The sequence below is a fragment of the Microbacterium sp. CFBP 8801 genome, assembly GCF_014839455.1.
Classification (GTDB): domain Bacteria; phylum Actinomycetota; class Actinomycetes; order Actinomycetales; family Microbacteriaceae; genus Microbacterium.
Genome location: NZ_JACYNU010000006.1, coordinates 40,058 through 58,778, shown reverse-complemented (window position 1 = coordinate 58,778; position 18,721 = coordinate 40,058). Strand labels below are relative to the sequence as shown.

Genomic DNA, 18,721 nt, shown 5'->3' with positions numbered 1-18,721 from the left:
ACCGGCGCCCGGATCGCGGGGTCACGTCGGCCGGACGAATGCCCCGCACCGGCGGTCAGCCGGCGTCGCCGAGGTTGTCGGAGAGGATCTCGAGCACGCGCTCGCGCGAGAGATCGGCCTCGCCCGCCCGCGCGCGCGCCACGGCGTCGACGAAGGCCTCGGCGAAGACCGCGTGCGCGATGCGCGAGGTGTGTTCGAGCTCGTCGCGGAAGGTTCCGCCCGAGGCGAGCACCAGGGACAGATCGGCGCGCTCCGTGAGGGGCGACGCCATGAACGAGGTCACCGCGATCACTCGGGCGCCCGCGGCCCGCGCCGCCTGCGCCGCGCGGAGGCTCGCCTCGTTTGCCCCCGACCCGCTGATCACGACGCACACGTCGTCGGCCGAGAGGTGCCGCGCGGCGATCTGCTGACCGATCGGGTCGCCGAGGGTCTCGGCCGGGCGACCCACCGCGGTCAGGCGCATCGCGAGATCGGTCGCGACCGGAGCCGACAGGCCGCTCGCCACCACGAGCAGCCGTCCCGCACCCACGACCGCCTCGACGGCGGCGTCGACCCCGTCGGCATCCAGCAGGCTCGTGGCCGCGCGAAGGTCGTCGGCGATGCGATCGATGGCCGAGCGGATGCCGCCCAGGGCGCCGTCGCCCGCGTCGGTCGTCGGCGCCGGTCGACGCCCGCGCTCGGCGGCGAGGGCCACGCGCAGCTGCGGATACCCGCGGTACCCGAACGTCTGGCAGGCGCGCACGACCGTGGACCGTCCCACCCCGACGCGGTCGGCGAGCTGCTGCGCGGTCAGCTCGATCACGGCATCCGGGTCGTCGACGATGAGGTCGGCGACGCGGCGTTCGCTGGGCTGCAGGGAGTTGCGCACCGCGGCGATCCGCGCGGTCGTGGGCACCTCAGCTGCGGACACGAGGACCCTCCATGATGCGGCGGCGGATGCGGGCCGAGACCGCGTCGATCGCGACGGTGACGATGACCACGACGATCAGGAGCATGCCGACCGTCGACCACTCACGGTACTGGGTGTAGGAGGTGAGCATGTCGCCGATGCCGCCCACGCCGATGAGCCCGAGCACGGCCGAGGCGCGCACGTTGATCTCGAAGCGATAGAGCCAGAAGGACAGGAAGGTGGGAGCCGCCTGCGGCCACACACCCCACCGCAGCACCTGCGCGGTGGATCCCCCCGCCGCGCGGGCGGCCTCGATCGGCCCCGGGGCGACGTTCTCGACGGCTTCGTAGCCCCACTTGCCCAGGGTTCCGACCCCGCCGATCGCGAGGGCGAGAGCGCCGGTGAGGGGGGTGAGACCCGTGACCGAGAGGATGATGATCGCGAAGACGAGCTCGGGGACGGCCCGCACGAGCGAGAAGACGAAGCGCAGCACGGCGCGCACCGGCGCCGGACCGAAACCGCGCGCCGAGATCAGCGACAGGGGCGTCGCGATCAGGATGCCGAGGACGGTGCCGATCCACGCCATCTCGACGCTGCGCCAGGTCTGCCAGAGGGCCTCGGGGAGCTTGGCCCAGTTCGGCGAGACGAACATGAGGCCGAGGTAGCGCGCGATCTCGGCGGGCAGTTCACCGAGCCGCGACCACGTGATGTCGGCGGACCAGAACGCGGCGACGACGATGACGCCGACCACCAGCCACGACAGGGTGCGCAGGGGCCGTCGACGGCGGGGCGGTAGGTCGAGGGCCGCGGGGCGGGCGGGGGCGGGGGCGAGGGCGGTCATACGAGTCTCCGGCGGATCGCGTCGCTGACGGCGTCGAGCACGACGACGATCACGAGGATCTCGACGATGACGAGCGACAGCTGGTCGTAGCGGTAGAAGGTGCGCACGGCGTCGATGAGCAGGCCGATGCCGCCCGCGCCGACCAGGCCCAGCACGGTGGAGGCGCGGACGTTGAGCTCGAAGACGTAGAGCGTCTGCGACACGAACGCGGGCCAGGTGTCGGCCAGGGCGATCGCGCGGTTGATCTGCGTCTGCGTCGCCCCCGCGGCCCGTCCCGCCTCGAGCGGGCCGATGTCGCTCGCATCGATCGACTCCGACACGAGCTTGACGATGATGCCGACGTTGAACAGCACCAGCGCCAGGATGCCGGGAAGAGCCCCGACCCCGACCATCGCGACGAGCACGGCGGCGTACACGAGCTCCGGCACGGCGCGGATGACGTTCAGGATGCCGCGCACCAGCGACCGCGTCCACCCCGTGGGGTTGGTGGGTCGAGCGGCCCAGAAGCTCAGGGGCAGCGACACCGCGGCCCCGACCGCCGTGCCGATGACGGCCATCTGCAGCGTCTCGAGGATGGGGCCGACCGTCCGCGGGAAGAACGACCAGTCGGGCGTGAGCAGTTCGCCCACCCGCAGAGCACCCTGCTGCCAGTTGCGGGCGATGGCCCCGACGTCGAGGCCCACCCCGACCACCGGCAGGCACATGAAGACGGTCACCGCGACGACGACGCCCGCGGCGGTCCACGGCATCCATCGGCCCTTCGGGCGGGTGGGGACGCTCAACGCCGTCATCGCTCGAGCCTGTCGGCGGCGGTCACCGAGCGACCGTAGATCTGGGCGAAATCGGCGTCGGTGGCGGATGCCGCCGGCCCGTCGTAGACGATCTCCCCGGCGCGCATGCCGATCATGCGCGTGCCGTACTCGCGGGCGAGGTCGAGCAGGTGCAGGTTGACCAGCACCGTGATGCCGAGGTCGACGTTGATGCGACGCAGGTCGTCCATGACGCCGCGGGCCGTGGGCGGGTCGAGGCTCGCGACCGGTTCGTCGGCGAGCACGATGCGGGGCTGCTGGGTGAGCGCGCGGGCGATCGCGACGCGCTGCTGCTGGCCGCCCGACAGCGCCGAGGCGCGGTCCCACACCTTGGGCAGCAGGCCGACCCGGTCGAGGGCCTCGAAGGCGAGGCGTCGGTCGTCCTCGCGGTACGCGCCGAGGAGCGTGCGCCACAGCGGGGTGTGCGCGAGGCGCCCGACCAGCACGTTGTTGAGCACGCTCGTGCGCCCGGCGAGGTTGAAGCTCTGGAACACCATGCCGATGTGCCCGCGGAGTTCGCGCAGGCGCCGACCGGAGGCCCCGTCGACGCGGCGACCGCCGACCTCGACGACGCCGGAGGTCGCGGGCACCAGACCGTTGATCGTGCGGATGAGCGTGGACTTGCCCGAGCCCGAGAGACCCACGACGGCGACGAGCTCGCCGGGTGCGATGTCGACGCTCACGTCGCGCAGCCCCATGGTGCCGTTGGGATAGCGCACCGAGACGCCGTCGAGACGGATGCCCCAGGGCGCCGAGGCCTGCGCCTCGACGCCCGGGGTGAGCGAACCGGTCGTCACTGGAGTCCGAGCTGCTGAGCGGCGCGGGCGACGACGTCGAGCGAGGCGGGGTCTGCCGGAGCGAGCTTGGTGATCGAGTAGACGGCCTTCAGGGCCGCCGAGCCCTCGTCGGTGGTGGAGTACTCGGCGAGCGCCGACGAGATCTTCTGCTGCAGCTCAGGCGAGAGGTCCTTCGAGACGGCGACGCCGTCGTTGGGGATCTCGGCGGTGAGGCCGAAGACGACGACCTTCTGGCCCACGTCGGGCTTGTCCTTCTTCACCAGGGTGCGGGCGTCCCAGAAGCTGAACCCGACCTCGGCGTCGCCGTTGTAGACCGCGAGCACTGAGGCGTCGTTGGCCGTGACGGGCACCTGCTGGAAGCCGCTGTCGATGTCGACACCGGCCTCTTTCAGCGCGAGCATCGGGTAGATGTAGCCGGCGGGCGATCCCGGGCCGAGGACGGCGACCTTGGCTCCCGCGATCTTGGTGATGCTGTCGAGACCGGCGGGTCCCTGCAGCGCGTCGGCGCCGTTGCAGAACGACATGCCGTCGCGCTCGACCACGGGGGTGTCGCAGTACTTGTCGGGGTCGTTCGTCATGAACTGGCCCGGGTAGGTGATGTTTCCGTTGCGCTCGGTCTGCAGCACGACCGAGGCGCCGTATCGGTCGTTCGCCTGCCACAGCTGCAGCGAGGGCAGGAAGCCGATCTGGGCCTGCCCCGCGCCCATCGCCTCGACGGCGGCCTGGTAGTCCTTCGACACGACGCCGCTGACCGGGATGCCGAGCTTCTCGGTGAGCATGTCGGTGAGGGGCTTCGCGGTGTCGACGAGGTTGGCCTGGTCCTGTGAGGGGACGAGGGCGAGCACCAACGAGCTGGGGTCGGCGGCGGGTTCGGAGGCGGCGCCCGCGGTACCGGAGCAGCCGGCCAGGGCGATCGAGGCGAGAGCGGCGGTGGCGAAGGCCGCGGCGAGACGGATGCGACGAGTGTTCATGATTCCTCTGCGATTCGGGTGGGGTTCAGGCGTGGGAGGGGAGGTGATCGGCGGGGGGAGCGTCGACGTGGGCGGCGCCGACCCACTCGGCGAGCGCGGGCAGCAGCTCGTCGAGGGTGTCGGCACGGAAGGCGGGGTCCGCGGCCGCATCGGCGTAGCCGCCGACCAGGGCGGTGGCGAGACCGCGGGCGTGGGCGGGGGCGAGGTCGTTGCGCCAGACGTCACCGATGGCGAGGACCGGGGTGCCTGCGGCGAGCTGATCGAGAAGCAGTTCGAGACCGGCGGGCTTCGCGGCGTCCGTGACGATGCGGTCGAACAGGCCGTTCAGGCCCATGGCGGCCAGCGCGTCGTCGAGTCGCGTCGCCGGAGCGTTCGTGACGAGCAGGCGCTCGGCATCCACCTCGGCGAGGAACCCGGCCAGATCGGCGGCGGTCGACACGGGCGCATCGGGGCCCGCCAACTGCGCGCGGCTCGTCGAGTAGGCGGAGGCCAGCGCGGCGTCGTCGACCCCCGCGTCGAGTGCGAGGCGTCGGACCGCGTCGTACCCGTCGATGACGTCGGCCGAGGGCGCGGCGAGGTGGGCCGAGACGGTGGAGACGAAGTCGGCGGCGGATGCCGTGTGCACGGCGACCGCGCGGGCGTAGGCCAACAGGGGGCCGTCGCCGAGGGCGACGGTACCGTCGAAGTCGAAGATGAGGACGGGGCGGGGCACGGGGGAACTCCTGTCGTGGACGTTGCGTCCATGCTGCACCTCAAATGTGGACGCTACGTCCACGCCGTGTAAACGCTGGATGAACGGCGCCTGTGTGCCCCGGCTCTCGGCTTAGCGTGAAGCGGTGACCTCCCCCACCGCTCTCGACACCGCCGCGGCGCTCGGTGCCCTCGACCCCTCCTCGGCGATCTCGTCTCTGCCGTGGCTCGCGGCATCCCTCGCCGAGGACGCCGCCGCGGGCCGGTTCGCCGCGTGGGGCCGCTCGACGGTGATCGACGAGAACGTCGGGGAGGCGGTGCTCTCCCGGGCACTGTTCGACGAGCTGCACCTGCGGGCAGGGCTCGAGGCCTCGTGGCCCGTCGGTAACGCCGGCCTGCTGCACGTCTACGGCTACCTGCTGTCGACCACGCCCACCCCCTACGGCCTCAAGCGCGAACGGTGGCTCACCGACGACCTGGCTCTCGCCTGCGGCATGTCCCGCGGGGCGTTCTCCCCCTGGACGGGGTCGGGCACCCTGCTCTCGCGGGTCACCGCCGCCGCGGCATCCCTCCTCTCCCGTTCCGACGCGATCAGCGAGGCCGTCGAGGGCCGCTCGACCCGCATCGCCCTCGGCGACCCGCTCCCCGACGGCGCCGCCGCCCTGGCCTACGCGGTCGACGGTCTCATCGTCACGATGTTCCCCGTCGCCGACCCCGCCGCCCTGCGGTCGGGACTCGGCGCCCCGCGGCTGCGCTGGAACGCGGCCTGAGGGGCGCGGCCGGGCACAACGGCGGGGGGATCTTCGACACGCCGGGGTTCCGCCATCCGTCGACGGCGCGTCGAGAAGGCGCCCCGCCGTTGTGCACGGGATGCCGGTGCACAGCCGTCCGGATGTCGGCCGACCGGCGCCCGGACCGAGCCCACGGCCGCGGGGGCACAACGGCGGAGGGATCTTGGACACGCCGGGGACTCGGCATCCGTCGACGGCGCGTCGCGGAGACGACCCGCCGTTGTGCACGGGATGTCGAGGGGCGATGCCCCGGTGACGGCGGGGTGGCGGCTCCTCCCCAAGAGAGGACTGTCCACAGGTTCCGGATTCGGGGCGGGCCCGGGTGCACGCCGGCGGCATCCTGTCGTGATGTGCGCACCGGGTCAGGGAATCGAGACGTTCTCCGGCCTGCGCGCACGGGGACGATCACGCCGAAGCATCGCCTCGGCCGTCGAGGCGGGAGAACTACGGCATCTGCGCCGCGGGGTCTATGCGGAGCGCGGGGCCTGCGCGCCCGTCGTGACCGCGGCACTCCACGGAGGGCGAGCGGCGTGCGTCACCGCGGCGAGGCACCTCGGGCTGTGGACTCTCGCCGCGGAACAACCGATCCACGTCTGGATGCGCGGAGGAGGCCACGCGTACGCCCACGACGAGTGCACCTGTCGTCTGCACTGGGACGATGCCGCCCCCGGACACGCCTTCGCTCTGCCGTCGGTCCCGCGCATCCTGCGCCAGATCCTGCGGTGCCGGGGAGTCGAGGAGTTCTTCGTCTCCGTGGAGTCCGCCCTCCGCCTCGGCATGCTGACGTCGTCGGGGAAGACGTGGCTGCGGAGCCATACGAGCGACCTCGCGCGCGACGCGCTCGACTTCGCGCGGTCCGACGCCGACAGCGGCCTCGAGTCGATCGTCCGGTGGCGACTGAGGCACAGAAACCTCCCGGTGCGAACCCAGATGCACATCATCTCGGTCGGCCGCGTCGACCTGCTCATCGGCGACGCCCTCATCGTCGAGATCGACGGAGCGGGCAACCACGAGGGCACCGCGAACAGGCACCGCGACCTGCGGCGCGACGCTCATGCGGCCGCGTGGGGCTTCGTCTCCCTGCGGTTCGACTACGCCCTCGTGGTCCACGACTGGCCCACGGTGGAACGGGCGATCATGGCCTACGTGGAACGCGGCCTCCACCTGGCCCGCTGACGTCCCGGTCCTTCCGGGCACTGGGCTTGTCCGCGCCCCGGCGCCCCGACCCCGAGCACAACGGCGGGACAATCACCGACACGCCGACCCACCGGCATCCCACCCCGGCGTCTCACCGAGAAGCCCCGCCGTTGCGCACACGGGCGCACGGCACGGGCACACCGCACCAGCGCCGCGAACCCCACCTCACCCCCGCGGCGCGTGCGCCTCCAGGAACTCGTACAACTCCGTCGTGTCGACGCCGGGGAAGGCCCCGGTCGGCAGGGTCGCCAGCAGCGTCCGCGGGGTGCGCACGTTCGGCCAGGCCTTGTCGCGCCACGCAGCCTCGAGATCGGCGGGCGCGCGGCGGCAGCACGTCTCGACCGCGTGCCGCGAGACCCCGCGGTTGGGGGTATCGCGGCCCCGGAACCAGCGCGTGTCGTCGAAGCGCACGCCCACGCTGACCGAGTGCGCCCCCTCGCTCGACTGCTCCACGCGCGCGGTGCACCAGTACGTGCCGTTGCCGGTGTCGGTGTACTGGTAGTACGGGTTGAAGAGGTCGTCCTCATCGAAGACGACGCGGCTCGTCCACCGTCGGCAGCACATCTGCCCCTCGATGGAACCGAGCCGGTCGGTGGGGAAGTTCACGTCGTCGTTTTCGTACGCCTTCGTGATGGTGCCCGACTCGTGCACCTTGAGGAAGTGCACCCGGATGCCGAGGTGCACCGTCGCGAGGTTGGTGAAGCGGTGCGCGGCGGTCTCGTATGACACCGAGTAGGCGTCGCGCAGGTCTTCGATGCTGATCGTGCGCCGCTCCTTCGCTTCGCGCAGCGCCGGCACGACGTGCGCCTCGGGCATGAGCAGCGCCCCGGTCAGGTAGTTCGTCTCGACCCGCTGGCGGAGGAACTCGTCGTAGCTCGTCGGCTCGCCGTGGCCGAGCATGCGGCTCGACAGAGCCTGCAGCACCGCCGCGCGCGGGTCGCCCTTCGCGACCGTGGTCGAGAGGTAGAGCCGCCCGTTCTTGGCATCCGCGATGCTCCGCGTCGACGAGGGCAGGTCGGGCACGTAGTGCAGCGAGAAGCCGAGGTGCGCGGCGATGTCGCTTGCGCCGCGCTGCGTGAGGGGACCGCCGGGGTGCTCGATCGCCTCGAGCATCTCGGATGCCGTGCGCTCGAGGTCGGGGAAATGGTTGTCCTGCGTGCGCATGAGACGACGAAGAGCGACGTTCGCCCGACGCGCCTCCTCGGGCGTCGCCGACCGCTCCTCGCGGAGGCGTTCGATCTCGCCCTGAAGCGTCAGCATCGCCGCGAGCACCTCGTCGGGGACCGCGCGTGCGACGCGGAAGGGGGCGATGCCCAGCGCCTGGAAGGTCGGCCCGCGCATCGCGCGCTCCACCGACAGCTCCAGCGTCGCGCGCGGGTCGAGCGGCTCGGCATCCAGGATCTGGTCGAGCGTGCATCCCACTGCCCGCGCGATCGCCTGCAGCAGCGTGACCTTCGCCTCGCGGCGGCCGTTCTCGATCATCGACATCTGACTCGGCGCGCGACCGACCGCGGCGGCCAGGTCGTCGAGCGTCATGCCGCGTGCGGTGCGCAGCTGCCGGATGCGCCGACCGATGGTGAGGGTGTCCACCTCGTCATCGTCGAACGGGAGGGATGCCGAAGAAGCGGACACGCCGGTGTCCATGGGCCATGTTCTCACTGGAACAGAAGATCGCGCGATCTTCACACGAGGAACTCGGATTGTGGGGTCGTTCTTCGCGGACAGTGGTCTCCACGGGGCACCGCAGCCCCGGCATCCGAAGGAGAACGCTCATGACGATCCAGGCCACCCCCGCCCCGCAGCCCCTGCGCCCCGGCGACCAGACCGAGACCGCCGACGAGATCCGCACCGCGTGGGAGAACGACCCCCGCTGGGACGGCATCGAGCGCACGTTCTCGGCGGACGACGTCGTCCGCCTCCGCGGAAGCGTCCGCGAGGAGTCCACCCTCGCCCGCCGCGGAGCCGAGAACCTCTGGAACCTCATCCACACCGAGGAGTACGTCCGCGCCCTCGGCGCCTACACCGGCGGGCAGGCCGTGCAGCAGGTGCGCGCCGGCCTCAAGGCCATCTACCTGTCGGGCTGGCAGGTCGCCGCCGATGGCAACCTCGCGGGCCAGACCTACCCCGACCAGAGCCTCTACCCCGCCAACAGCGTGCCCGCGGTCGTGCGGCGCATCAACAACGCGCTGCTGCGACAGGACCAGATCGAGCGCGCCGAGGGGCAGATCACCCGGGACTGGCTCGCGCCGATCGTCGCCGACGCCGAGGCCGGCTTCGGCGGCCCGCTGAACGCCTACGAGCTGGCGCAGTCGCTGATCCAGGCGGGGGCCGCCGGCATCCACTGGGAGGACCAGCTCGCGAGCGAGAAGAAGTGCGGCCACCTCGGCGGCAAGGTGCTCGTGCCGATCCAGCAGCACATCCGCACCCTGAACGCCGCGCGCCTGGCCGCCGATGTCGCCGGAGTGTCGACCGTGATCATCGCACGCACCGACGCCCTGGCCGCCGACCTGCTCACCAGCGACGTCGACCCGCGCGACGCGGAGTTCCTCACCGGCGAGCGCACGAGCGAGGGCTTCTACCAGGTGCGACCGGGGCTCGAGTCGGTCATCGCGCGCGGCCTCGCCTTCGCGCCCTACGCCGACCTGCTCTGGGTCGAAACGGGCGAGCCCGACATCGAGCTCGCGCGTCGCTTCGCCGAGGCGATCCACGCCCGCTACCCGGGCAAGAAGCTCGCCTACAACTGCTCGCCGAGCTTCAACTGGAAGCGCCACCTCGACGACGAGCAGATCGCCACGTTCCAGGCCGACCTGGCCGCTCTCGGCTACGCCTTCCAGTTCATCACGCTGGCCGGCTTCCACGCCGTGAACCACTCGATGTTCGACCTCGCCCGCGGCTACGCCGAACGCGCCATGAGCGCGTACGTCGAGCTGCAGGAGGCCGAGTTCGCCGCCGAAGCCCACGGGTACACGGCCACGCGCCACCAGCGCGAGGCCGGGACCGGCTACTTCGACGTCGTCTCCACCGCGCTCAACCCCGACAGCGCCACCCTCGCCCTCGCGGGCTCCACCGAGACCGCCCAGTTCCACTGACCCCCACCCCTTCGTCTCCCGTCCCCATCCCCCGTCCCTCTCTCCGTTGAGTGTCCAAGACCCGCCGTAACGGCCGCGTCCTTTGCGGCGTGTTCTGGACACTCAACGGCTTCACCGACCCGAGAGGGACGGTGGAGAGGGACGACGGGGGAACGCACAGAAAGCCAGGACCGTGACCCTCCTCACCTCTCCCCCGCCGACCACGAACACCGAGGGATCCCGGATGCCGGCACCTCCGGCATCCGCCCCGCACCTGCGCCTCGAGCGGCCCCTCGACGGACGCGACGGCGAGATCCTCACCCCCGCCGCCCTCGCCTTCCTCACCGAGCTGCACGACCGCTTCGCGCGCCGTCGTCACGACCGGCTCGCGGCGCGCCTGCGTCGCCGCTTCGAGATCGGCACGGGCGACGACCCCCACTTCCGCGCCGACACCGCGCACATCCGCGACGACCCGTCGTGGCGCGTGGCCGGGGCGGGACCGGGACTCGAAGACCGCCGCGTCGAGATCACCGGCCCCACCGACCCGAAGATGACGATCAACGCGCTGAACTCCGGCGCCCGCGTCTGGCTCGCCGACCAGGAGGACGCCACCAGCCCCACCTGGCGGAACGTCATCGGGGGGCAGCTCTCGCTGTTCGACGCGATCCGCGGACAGCTGTCGTTCACCAGTGCCGAGGGCAAGCGCTACGAGGTCACCGCCGCGCGCACGCCGACGATCGTGATGCGCCCGCGCGGGTGGCACCTGCCCGAGAAGCACGTGACGTTCATCGACCGCTCCGGCCGCGAGCTGCCGGCATCCGGTTCTCTCGTCGACTACGGCCTGTACGTGTTCCACAACGCCCACGCGCTGATCGCCGCGGGCCGGGGACCGTATTTCTACCTGCCGAAGATCGAGTCGGCCGAGGAGGCCCGGCTCTGGGACGACGTGTTCACGTTCACCGAGCAGCGACTGGGCCTCGCGCACGGCACCATCCGCGCCACGGTGCTCATCGAGACCCTGCCCGCGGCGTTCGAGATGGAGGAGATCCTGTTCGCGCTCCGCGACCACTGCGCGGGCCTGAACGCCGGGCGATGGGACTACATCTTCTCGATCATCAAGACCTACCGCGGCCGCGGGGCGCGCTTCGTGCTCCCGGGGCGGAGCGACGTGACCATGACGGTGCCGTTCATGCGCGCCTACACCGAGCTGCTCGTGCAGACCTGCCACAAGCGAGGCGCGTATGCGATCGGCGGCATGAGCGCGTTCATCCCCAACCGGCGTCGCCCCGAGGTGACCGAGGCCGCGTTCGAGAAGGTCGCCGCCGACAAGCGTCGCGAAGCCGCAGACGGCTTCGACGGCACCTGGGTGGCGCACCCCGACCTCATCCCGGTGGCACGCGCCGAGTTCGACGCCGCGTTCGGCGACGGATCGAATCAGCTGCACCGCCTGCGCGAGGACGTGGCGGTCGAGCCCGCCGACCTGCTCGACCTGCGCATCGGCCTGCCCATCACCACGGCGGGGGTGCGGGGCAACGTCTCGGTGGCCATCCGCTACATCGAGGCGTGGCTGCGGGGCCTCGGGGCCGTCGCGATCGACGACCTCATGGAAGACGCCGCCACCGCCGAGATCTCGCGCTCGCAGATCTGGCAGTGGATCCACCAGGACCGCGTGACCGACGACGGCACGGCGATCACCCGGTCGTTCGTCGAGCAGTTGGTGACCGAGGTGCTCGACGACGCGCACCGCGTCGACGGCGACCGCTTCGACGACGCCGCCGAGGTGTTCCGCGAGGTGGCGCTGCGCGCGGAGTTCCCGGCGTTCCTCACCCTGCCCGCGTACGCGAAGTACCTCGACTGACGCCCGGGTCGATGCGACCCTTCCGCCCACGCGGGAGGGGCGCATCGCCGTGCGCCGGTGGAGACGGGCGTGGCGCGACGCGCGGGTTCAGGGACGCGCCGGGTCGATCGGCGCGAAGCGACGCAGCCCCGCCCGCGACGACAGGCGCGACGCGGCGAGCGACCCCGCGACCGCGAGGAAGATCGGCAGCAGCAGCGTGAAACCCGTGTCGGTGAACTCGATGACCAGAGCGATCGCGGTGAAGGGGGCGCGCATGTTGGATGCCAGGAACGCCGCCGCCGCGACGATCGCCAGCGCCGTGCCGTCGGCTCCGGGCCAGACGAACGCCCACCCGGCCGCGGCCGCGGCCCCCAGCGCCGCCCCGATCGCCACGGAGGGCTGAAGGGTGCCGCCGATCGCGCCCGAGCCGAGCGACACGGTCGTGGCGACGTACTTGAGCAGGGCGAGCAGCAGCAGGATCAGCGCGGGCTGCGACAGGTCGAACCCCGCCGTGGCGAGCGCGCGACCGTTGCCGAGGATCAGCGGGAAGAACGCCCCCACCGCGCCGACCGCGGCGAAGGTCAGGGGCAGGACGACCAGCAGCTTCCAGCCGGTGGGACGGAAGCGCGCGAGCTTCTTCGTGACCGTCGCGAAGCTCGTCGCCCCCCACCCCATCAGCGGGCCGATGAGCAGGGCCGCGACCACGAGCGAGGGGCTCACTTCGACGGATGCCACGTGGTACAGCGACCCGTCGCCCACGAGCGGACGAGCCACGAAGGTCGCGATCGCGCTGACCGAGAGGGCGACGACCGCCGCCCCGACGCTGAACTGCGCGAGCAGGATCTCGAGCGTGAACAGCGCCCCCGCCAGCGGCACGTTGTAGACGGCGGCGAGGCCCGCACCGGCGGCGGCGGCGATGAGGATACGGGCCCACCGGGCATCGAGACCGAACCAGCGGACCACCTTCGAGCCCGCCATCGCCGAGAGCTCGCGGGGGGCGACCTCTTTGCCGATCGAGGCGCCCAGGGCCACCGAGGTCACCTGGATGGCGGTGTCGGCGAGTGTCTCCCACCACGGCATATGCGCGCCGTCGACGCCCTGCTCGACGGTGGCGAGCCGGCGTCCGAAGCGGCGGAGCAGATACCACCCGAGCGCGGCCACGACCCCGGCCCCGCCGACCGTGACGATCGGCAGCCACCACACGGCGGGCATCGCCAGACCGTCGAGGAACGGTCCCTCTTCGTGGCCCCAGACGAGGTGCTCGATCGTGTGCACGATCCACACCAGAAGGAGCACGGCGAGACCGGTGGCGACGCCGACGATGAGGCTCGCCAGGCCCAGCTTCAGCAGGGCCCCGATCGCGCGACGGTGGACACGCGGGGGCGCCAGGGGTTCTGCTGTCACGTCCGCCACGCTAGCCCACGCGCGCGCCGCGCCGGACCGCGCGCGGGGGCGGCCTGTGCGCGGGCGTCGGCGGTTCGGCATCCGGACTCCGGCGATGCGGCCCCGGTCCCGGCGGAGGCGACCTTCGCGGGCCGTCACACCTCTCGTCGGGCGCGGGCGCGAACAGTAGGCTCGGACCGTGACTTCCCGCGCCCCGCTCTCCCGCAAGCTGTCCGCCATCGCCGAGTCCGCGACCCTCAAGGTCGACGCGAAGGCCAAGGCCCTCCAGGCCGCCGGCCGACCGGTCATCTCGTATGCCGCGGGCGAACCCGACTTCGCCACCCCCTCGTTCATCGTCGATGCCGCGGCCGAGGCGCTGCAGAACCCCGCGAACTACCGCTACACCCCCGCCGCCGGGCTCCCGGTGCTGCGCGAGGCCATCGCCGCCAAGACACTGCGCGACTCGGGGCTGCAGGTCGCCCCCACGCAGGTCGTCGTGACCAACGGCGGCAAGCAGGCCGTGTACCAGGCGTTCCAGACCGTGGTGAACCCCGGCGACGAGGTGCTGCTGCCCGCGCCGTACTGGACCACCTATCCCGAGGCCATCGCGCTGGCCGACGGCACGCCCGTCGAGGTCTTCGCCGGCGCCGACCAGGACTACAAGGTCACGGTCGCCCAGCTCGAGGCCGCCCGCACCGACAAGACCACGGTGCTCGTGTTCGTGTCGCCGTCGAACCCGACCGGTTCGGTCTACACGCCCGAAGAGACCGCCGAGATCGGCCGCTGGGCTCTCGAGCACGGCATCTGGGTGATCACCGACGAGATCTACCAGAACCTCACGTACGAGGGCGTCCGCGCCGTCTCGATCGTCGAGGCCGTACCCGAGCTCGCCGAGCAGACGATCCTGCTCAACGGCGTCGCCAAGACCTACGCCATGACCGGGTGGCGCGTGGGCTGGATGGTCGGACCGGCCGATGCCATCAAGCTCGCCGCCAACCTGCAGTCGCACCTGTCGAGCAACGTCAACAACGTCGCCCAGCGCGCGGCCGCTGCGGCCCTGAACGGTCCGCAGGACGAGGTCGAGCAGTTCCGCGAGGCGTTCGACCGTCGTCGTCGGCTGATCGTGTCGGAGCTGTCGAAAATCGACGGCGTCGAGGTGCCCAACCCGCTCGGCGCGTTCTACGTCTACCCCGACGTGCAGGGGCTGCTGAACCGCGAGTGGGGCGGGGTCACTCCGACCACCTCGCTCGAGCTGGCCGACCTCATCCTCGAGCAGGCCGAGGTGGCCGTGGTGCCCGGCGAGGCCTTCGGCCCCAGCGGCTACCTGCGCCTGTCGTATGCGCTCGGCGACGAGCAGCTTCTCGAGGGCGTCCAGCGCCTCCAGCGCCTGTTCTCCTGACGTCCGCGCGCCGTCGGGCGTGACGAGCGGAGGAGCAGGGACCGGCGGAGGATCGCACCGCGCGATCCGTCCTCCCCTTGTCCCCGCTCCTCCCTCCGTCACGCGCCCCGGGGGCCGGCCGATACCGACCTCGCGCCGCCGAGCCGGCTACAGCTCGACGTTGACCAGCACCGGCTCGGGCTGCAGCAGCAGTCCGAACTCGGACTGCACGCGGCCCTGCACGAAACGGGCGAGCTCCGCGATCTCGGCGGCCGTCGCCTCGCCGCGGTTCGTGAGCGCCAGGGTGTGCTTGGTCGACAGGCCGGCCCGCGAGCGGGGGAAACGGAACCCGCGGCCGAGACCTGCGTTCTCGATCAGCCACGCGGCGCTCACCTTGACCTCGTGCCGCTCCACGGGCGGCGGGGGCAGGATGCCGTCGAACGCGGCGAGCGGGATCACGGTCACCGGGTCGAGCACCGGGGTCATCGGCCACCGGGGACACCCCGCGGGGAGGGTCCGCGCGAAGGACTGCGACACGATCGCGTTCTGGAAGAACGAGCCCGCGCTCCAGGTGTCGGGGTCTTCGGCGTCGAGCACCATGCCCTTGCGGGCACGGGTCGCGAGCACGTGATCGCGGATCCAGCGCAACGACACCGCGTCGCGCTCCTCGAGCCCCAGGGCGTTGCGCAGCTGCTCACCGGTGATCGGTCGCTCGCCGTCGCCGACGCGCTCGAGTTCGAGGGTGACCGACAGGATCACCGCGGAACGATCCGGCACCGAGCCGTAGTGCTGCTTCAGCACCGAGGTGCGAAATCCGAGCCCCAGCTCGGACGCGGGTACGACCGACACCTCACCGGTGGCCTCGTCGATCAGCTCGACCTCGACGAGGGTCTGCACGATCTCCTGACCGTAGGCCCCGATGTTCTGCACGGGGGCGGCACCGACCGTGCCGGGGATGCCCGACATCGCCTCGATGCCCGCGAGACCCCGCTGTACGGTCTCGGCGACGAGGGCGTCCCAGTCATGGCCCGCCTGCACGCGCACGCGCACCGTGTCGGGACCCGAACCGGGGAGTTCCTCGACGCCGGTGGTGCGCACGCGGATGACGGTGCCCTCGAACGCGTCGTCACCGACGAACAGGTTCGACCCGCCGCCGATCACGAACCACGCCTCACGGTCGGCCCACACCGCACGCAGGCTGGCGATAAGCTCGTCTGCGGTGGTCGCCTCGATCATGCGGGCGGGGGCACCGCCGGTGCGCAGCGTCGTGAGCTGCGACAGGGGGATCGGAACGACGTCGGGCATCAGGACACCCGCACCTGCGCCTTGCCGAGCACGGTGGTCTCGGCGAACGTCACGGTGAGGTCGATGCGGGCGATCTCGTCGTCGACGGCGCCCACCTTGGCGCTGATGTGCAGGTCGGCGCCGGTCTCGGGGTCGACGACGACGGGACGCGTGAAGCGCACGCCGTAGTCGGCGATGCGTCCGCTGTCGCCCAGAGCCTCGGCGAGCGTGCCGACGGCGATCCCCATCGTGAGCATGCCGTGCGCGAGCACGCCCGGGAGCCCGACGGCGGTGGCGATGTCGTCGCGGTAGTGGATGGGGTTGAAGTCGCCCGACGCCCCCGCGTAGCGCACGAGCGACTCGCGCGTGAGGTGGACCGAGCGCTCGGCGACGACCTCGCCGACGGTGAAGCCGCTCATGCTCCGGCCTCCCCGGCGAGAAGGATGCTGGTCGTGGTCACCACGTGAGCGCCCGCGGCATCCACGATCTCGGCCTCGCTGGTGATCATGGCGTTGCCCCCCATCGAACGGATGCCGGTGACCGACAGCGTCGCGACGAGCTCGTCGCCCGCGACGATCGGGCGCGTGTAGCGGAATCGCTGTTCCGCGTGCACGAGGCGCGACAGCTCGATGCCGGAGTCGGGGTCGCCGAGCAGCTGCTGGAGAGTGAGGTCCTGCACGACCATCGCGAACGTCGGCGGCGCGACCACATCGGCGTAGCCGAGCGCGCGCGCGGCGTCGGGGTCGGAATGCTGCGGGGCGTCGGCGAAAACGGCACGCGCGAACTCGCGCACCTTCTCACGGCCGACCAGATAGGGAGCGGTCGGCGCGAAGGCTCGACCGACGAGTTCGGGGTTCACGGGCACGGGGCAAGTCTACGGCGGGGCGTCGGCCGCGCTCGGCGAACGTCCCGCTCGGAGCGGTCGATCGAGCTCAGCGCTGGTGACGCCCGCGCACGGCCTTGACCGCGATCTGCGAGGCGATGAAGACGAGGAAGATCGAGAACAGCACGTTGGCGACGAAGGGGTCGACGGCCTTCGCGATCTGCGCCCCCACGGCGGTCGTCGCGCACGCGGCGGCACCGACGCACACGGCGGCGACGAGATCGACGTTGCGACGGCGGAGGTTGCCGACGGTGCCCGAGATCGCGGTCGGGATCATCATGAGCAGCGAGGTGCCCTTCGCGATCAGGTCGCTCGTGCCGAACAGCAGCAGCAGCGCGGGGACGACGATGATGCCGCCGCCCACCCCGAGCAGTCCGGCCAGGATGCCGGTGACCACACCCAGGACGACGAGCCCGGGCCCGGTGACCCAGGTGAGCACCAGCTCGGCGTCGCGCGAGGGGATGACGAAGTACAGGCTGACGATCACGGCGAGGAGGAACACCACGAACGACCATCGCAGAGCCGTCTGCGACAGCTTGGGCAGGAGCCATGTGCCGATCTGCGCACCGACCACGGCGACCGCGGCGAGGATCAGCGCCGGCAGCCACGCGACGTGCCCGTCGACCGCATAGGTGATCACGCCGACCGAGGCGGTCGGCACGATGGCCGCGAGGGAAGTGCCGGCGGCGAGGCGCTGGTCGAAGCCGAGCAGCAGCACGAGCAGGGGCACGATGACCGTGCCGCCGCCGACACCGAACAGGCCCGACATGAGGCCCGCGAGAAGACCGACCCCGATGCACACGGCGAAGAAACGGGCGGTGTGCGGTGGGCGCGTGGCGGTGGTCACGGATGCGGCTCCTCGAACGGGACGGGAGGGAGGGGACCCTCGCCGACGCACCAGTCTTCCACCTCGTGGTCAGGACTCCGACGACCGTCGCCGGGAAAGAAAGCGGCCCCCGGTGGTCCGAAGCCGCGTCCACCGGGGGCCGTCGCCCTCGCAGGTCCAGCAGGACGGTGACCCGAACACCGGCCGGCGACCTCATTCGCGAGGGTGCGACAAGAAGGACGCTATTGGGCCTGATGTCGGCACGCGGACCCGTTGACACGGATATCTAGAGCTGCTAATTATTTAGTCCGCTGATGGTCAGGCGACCCCCGCCCGGGAATGCGTGCGGCGCTCGAGCAGTTGCCGGTCAGCATGACAACAGTAGGAATCATCGGAGCAGGACACATCGGCTCGGCCCTCGCGAAGGGGTTCGCGAAGAACGGCTACGACGTCGTCATCGCCAACTCACGCGGTCCCGAGACCCTCACCGACCTCGTCGCCGCCGTCGGCGACCCCGCGCGCGCCGCGACCGCCCAGGAAGCGGCCGAAGCCGGCGACTTCGTCGTGGTGACCGTCCCGCTGAAGGCGTACACCGACGTGCCCGTCGCACCCCTGGCCGGCAAGACCGTGCTCGACACCAACAACTACTACTTCGAGCGCGACGGCCACATCGCGGCTCTCGACGAGAAGCAGACGACGACCTCGCAGATGCTTCAGGAGCACCTTCCCCAGTCGACCGTCGTGAAGGCGTTCAACCACATCCCCGCGGCCGACATTCTCACCGACGGCTCCCCCGCCGGCACCGAGGGGCGCCGCGCCCTCGCCACCTCAGGTGACTCCGACGAGGCGGTCGCGCTCGTGACCCGCATCTACGACGAGTTCGGCTTCGACACCGTCAACGTCGGACCGCTCAGCGAGAGCTGGCGCGTCGAGCGCGACCAGCCGGCGTACGTCGTGCGCCAGACCGCCGAGAAGCTGACGCAGAACCTCGCCCGCGCCGAGCGCTGACCCCGCCACCCACGCGCGTGAGGTGCCCATGTTCATCGCTTCGACGATGCACATGGGCACCTCACGCAC

At 71.6% G+C, this 18,721-nt stretch carries 18 protein-coding genes; 6 read left to right on the top strand and 12 right to left on the bottom strand.

Annotated features, from left to right (window positions below; genetic code table 11):
* Nucleotides 1–55: 55 nt before the first annotated feature.
* The 6 genes from IFR11_RS09070 to IFR11_RS09045 are packed head-to-tail and all read right to left on the bottom strand — an operon-like array spanning nucleotide 56 to nucleotide 5,019.
* Nucleotides 56–910, bottom strand: a complete 855-nt coding sequence (locus IFR11_RS09070) for an SIS domain-containing protein (protein ID WP_191915939.1) — start codon at nucleotides 908–910, stop codon at nucleotides 56–58.
* The gene (phnE, locus tag IFR11_RS09065) at nucleotides 897–1,730 is read right to left on the bottom strand and encodes a phosphonate ABC transporter, permease protein PhnE (RefSeq protein ID WP_191915938.1); all 834 of its coding nucleotides are present in this window, start codon (nucleotides 1,728–1,730) and stop codon (nucleotides 897–899) included. Before phnE (IFR11_RS09065) ends, IFR11_RS09070 begins: the two co-directional genes overlap by 14 nt.
* On the bottom strand, nucleotides 1,727–2,521 hold the full coding sequence (phnE, locus tag IFR11_RS09060) for a phosphonate ABC transporter, permease protein PhnE (RefSeq protein ID WP_055838880.1): 795 nt from the start codon (nucleotides 2,519–2,521) through the stop codon (nucleotides 1,727–1,729). The genes phnE (IFR11_RS09065) and phnE (IFR11_RS09060) overlap by 4 nt, the downstream gene beginning before the upstream one ends.
* Nucleotides 2,518–3,336: a phosphonate ABC transporter ATP-binding protein gene (gene phnC / locus IFR11_RS09055; protein ID WP_342030277.1), complete on the bottom strand. Its 819-nt coding sequence runs from the start codon at nucleotides 3,334–3,336 to the stop codon at nucleotides 2,518–2,520. Before phnC ends, phnE (IFR11_RS09060) begins: the two co-directional genes overlap by 4 nt.
* Entirely contained in the window at nucleotides 3,333–4,307 is a 975-nt protein-coding gene (gene phnD, locus IFR11_RS09050; RefSeq protein WP_191915937.1) for a phosphate/phosphite/phosphonate ABC transporter substrate-binding protein, read from the bottom strand. The genes phnC and phnD overlap by 4 nt, the downstream gene beginning before the upstream one ends.
* Nucleotides 4,308–4,332: 25 nt before the next feature.
* Nucleotides 4,333–5,019, bottom strand: a complete 687-nt coding sequence (locus IFR11_RS09045) for an HAD family hydrolase (protein ID WP_191915936.1) — start codon at nucleotides 5,017–5,019, stop codon at nucleotides 4,333–4,335.
* 124 nt (nucleotides 5,020–5,143) lie between these two features.
* On the opposite strand from IFR11_RS09045, the gene IFR11_RS09040 reads away from it, so the two are divergent.
* Together IFR11_RS09040 and IFR11_RS09035 are read left to right on the top strand one after the other, a co-directional pair.
* Nucleotides 5,144–5,767: an amino acid deaminase gene (locus tag IFR11_RS09040; RefSeq protein ID WP_191915935.1), complete on the top strand. Its 624-nt coding sequence runs from the start codon at nucleotides 5,144–5,146 to the stop codon at nucleotides 5,765–5,767.
* A gap of 519 nt (nucleotides 5,768–6,286) precedes the next feature.
* Nucleotides 6,287–6,964 carry an endonuclease domain-containing protein gene (locus IFR11_RS09035; protein ID WP_342030276.1) on the top strand — a complete coding sequence of 226 codons (678 nt, stop codon included), beginning with the start codon at nucleotides 6,287–6,289 and terminating at the stop codon, nucleotides 6,962–6,964.
* 186 nt (nucleotides 6,965–7,150) lie between these two features.
* Here the strand turns inward: IFR11_RS09035 and IFR11_RS09030 are convergent, their stop codons facing one another.
* A complete protein-coding gene (locus IFR11_RS09030) occupies nucleotides 7,151–8,629 on the bottom strand; it encodes a helix-turn-helix transcriptional regulator (RefSeq protein ID WP_197978906.1) in 1,479 nt (492 codons plus the stop codon).
* A 128-nt stretch (nucleotides 8,630–8,757) separates the two neighbouring features.
* Between IFR11_RS09030 and aceA the strand changes: the two genes are divergently transcribed.
* Nucleotides 8,758–10,074, top strand: coding sequence for an isocitrate lyase (gene aceA, locus IFR11_RS09025; protein ID WP_191915934.1), 1,317 nt, complete (start codon nucleotides 8,758–8,760; stop codon nucleotides 10,072–10,074).
* 223 nt (nucleotides 10,075–10,297) lie between these two features.
* Nucleotides 10,298–11,911, top strand: a complete 1,614-nt coding sequence (gene aceB / locus IFR11_RS09020; RefSeq protein ID WP_191916015.1) for a malate synthase A — start codon at nucleotides 10,298–10,300, stop codon at nucleotides 11,909–11,911.
* Nucleotides 11,912–11,998: 87 nt separating this feature from the next.
* On the opposite strand, the gene IFR11_RS09015 is transcribed toward aceB, so the two are convergent.
* A complete protein-coding gene (locus IFR11_RS09015) occupies nucleotides 11,999–13,294 on the bottom strand; it encodes a chloride channel protein (RefSeq protein ID WP_342030275.1) in 1,296 nt (431 codons plus the stop codon).
* Between the two features lie 178 nt (nucleotides 13,295–13,472).
* On the opposite strand from IFR11_RS09015, the gene IFR11_RS09010 reads away from it, so the two are divergent.
* Complete coding sequence (locus tag IFR11_RS09010; protein ID WP_191915932.1) at nucleotides 13,473–14,672, top strand: aminotransferase class I/II-fold pyridoxal phosphate-dependent enzyme; 1,200 nt, start codon at nucleotides 13,473–13,475, stop codon at nucleotides 14,670–14,672.
* A gap of 147 nt (nucleotides 14,673–14,819) precedes the next feature.
* Here IFR11_RS09010 and IFR11_RS09005 read toward each other — a convergent pair whose 3' ends face one another.
* The 4 genes from IFR11_RS09005 to IFR11_RS08990 form a co-directional block, all read right to left on the bottom strand.
* Complete coding sequence (locus tag IFR11_RS09005) at nucleotides 14,820–15,956, bottom strand: UDP-N-acetylmuramate dehydrogenase (RefSeq protein WP_191915931.1); 1,137 nt, start codon at nucleotides 15,954–15,956, stop codon at nucleotides 14,820–14,822.
* Nucleotides 15,956–16,354, bottom strand: coding sequence for a MaoC/PaaZ C-terminal domain-containing protein (locus IFR11_RS09000; protein ID WP_191915930.1), 399 nt, complete (start codon nucleotides 16,352–16,354; stop codon nucleotides 15,956–15,958). The genes IFR11_RS09005 and IFR11_RS09000 overlap by 1 nt, the downstream gene beginning before the upstream one ends.
* Complete coding sequence (locus IFR11_RS08995) at nucleotides 16,351–16,800, bottom strand: FAS1-like dehydratase domain-containing protein (RefSeq protein WP_055838919.1); 450 nt, start codon at nucleotides 16,798–16,800, stop codon at nucleotides 16,351–16,353. The genes IFR11_RS09000 and IFR11_RS08995 overlap by 4 nt, the downstream gene beginning before the upstream one ends.
* Nucleotides 16,801–16,867: 67 nt before the next feature.
* Nucleotides 16,868–17,665, bottom strand: a complete 798-nt coding sequence (locus IFR11_RS08990) for a TSUP family transporter (protein ID WP_191915929.1) — start codon at nucleotides 17,663–17,665, stop codon at nucleotides 16,868–16,870.
* Between the two features lie 351 nt (nucleotides 17,666–18,016).
* Between IFR11_RS08990 and IFR11_RS08985 the strand changes: the two genes are divergently transcribed.
* Nucleotides 18,017–18,652: an NADPH-dependent F420 reductase gene (locus tag IFR11_RS08985; protein ID WP_191915928.1), complete on the top strand. Its 636-nt coding sequence runs from the start codon at nucleotides 18,017–18,019 to the stop codon at nucleotides 18,650–18,652.
* Nucleotides 18,653–18,721: the final 69 nt, after the last annotated feature.

Coding starts and splice junctions, on each gene's coding strand:
- phnE (WP_191915938.1), bottom strand. CDS start 1,730: ATGACCGCCCTCGCCCCCGCCCCCGCCCGCCCCGCGGCCCTCGACCTA.
- phnE (WP_055838880.1), bottom strand. CDS start 2,521: ATGACGGCGTTGAGCGTCCCCACCCGCCCGAAGGGCCGATGGATGCCG.
- phnD (WP_191915937.1), bottom strand. CDS start 4,307: ATGAACACTCGTCGCATCCGTCTCGCCGCGGCCTTCGCCACCGCCGCT.
- IFR11_RS09030 (WP_197978906.1), bottom strand. CDS start 8,629: ATGGACACCGGCGTGTCCGCTTCTTCGGCATCCCTCCCGTTCGACGAT.
- aceA (WP_191915934.1), top strand. CDS start 8,758: ATGACGATCCAGGCCACCCCCGCCCCGCAGCCCCTGCGCCCCGGCGAC.
- aceB (WP_191916015.1), top strand. CDS start 10,298: ATGCCGGCACCTCCGGCATCCGCCCCGCACCTGCGCCTCGAGCGGCCC.
- IFR11_RS09005 (WP_191915931.1), bottom strand. CDS start 15,956: ATGCCCGACGTCGTTCCGATCCCCCTGTCGCAGCTCACGACGCTGCGC.
- IFR11_RS09000 (WP_191915930.1), bottom strand. CDS start 16,354: ATGAGCGGCTTCACCGTCGGCGAGGTCGTCGCCGAGCGCTCGGTCCAC.
- IFR11_RS08985 (WP_191915928.1), top strand. CDS start 18,017: ATGACAACAGTAGGAATCATCGGAGCAGGACACATCGGCTCGGCCCTC.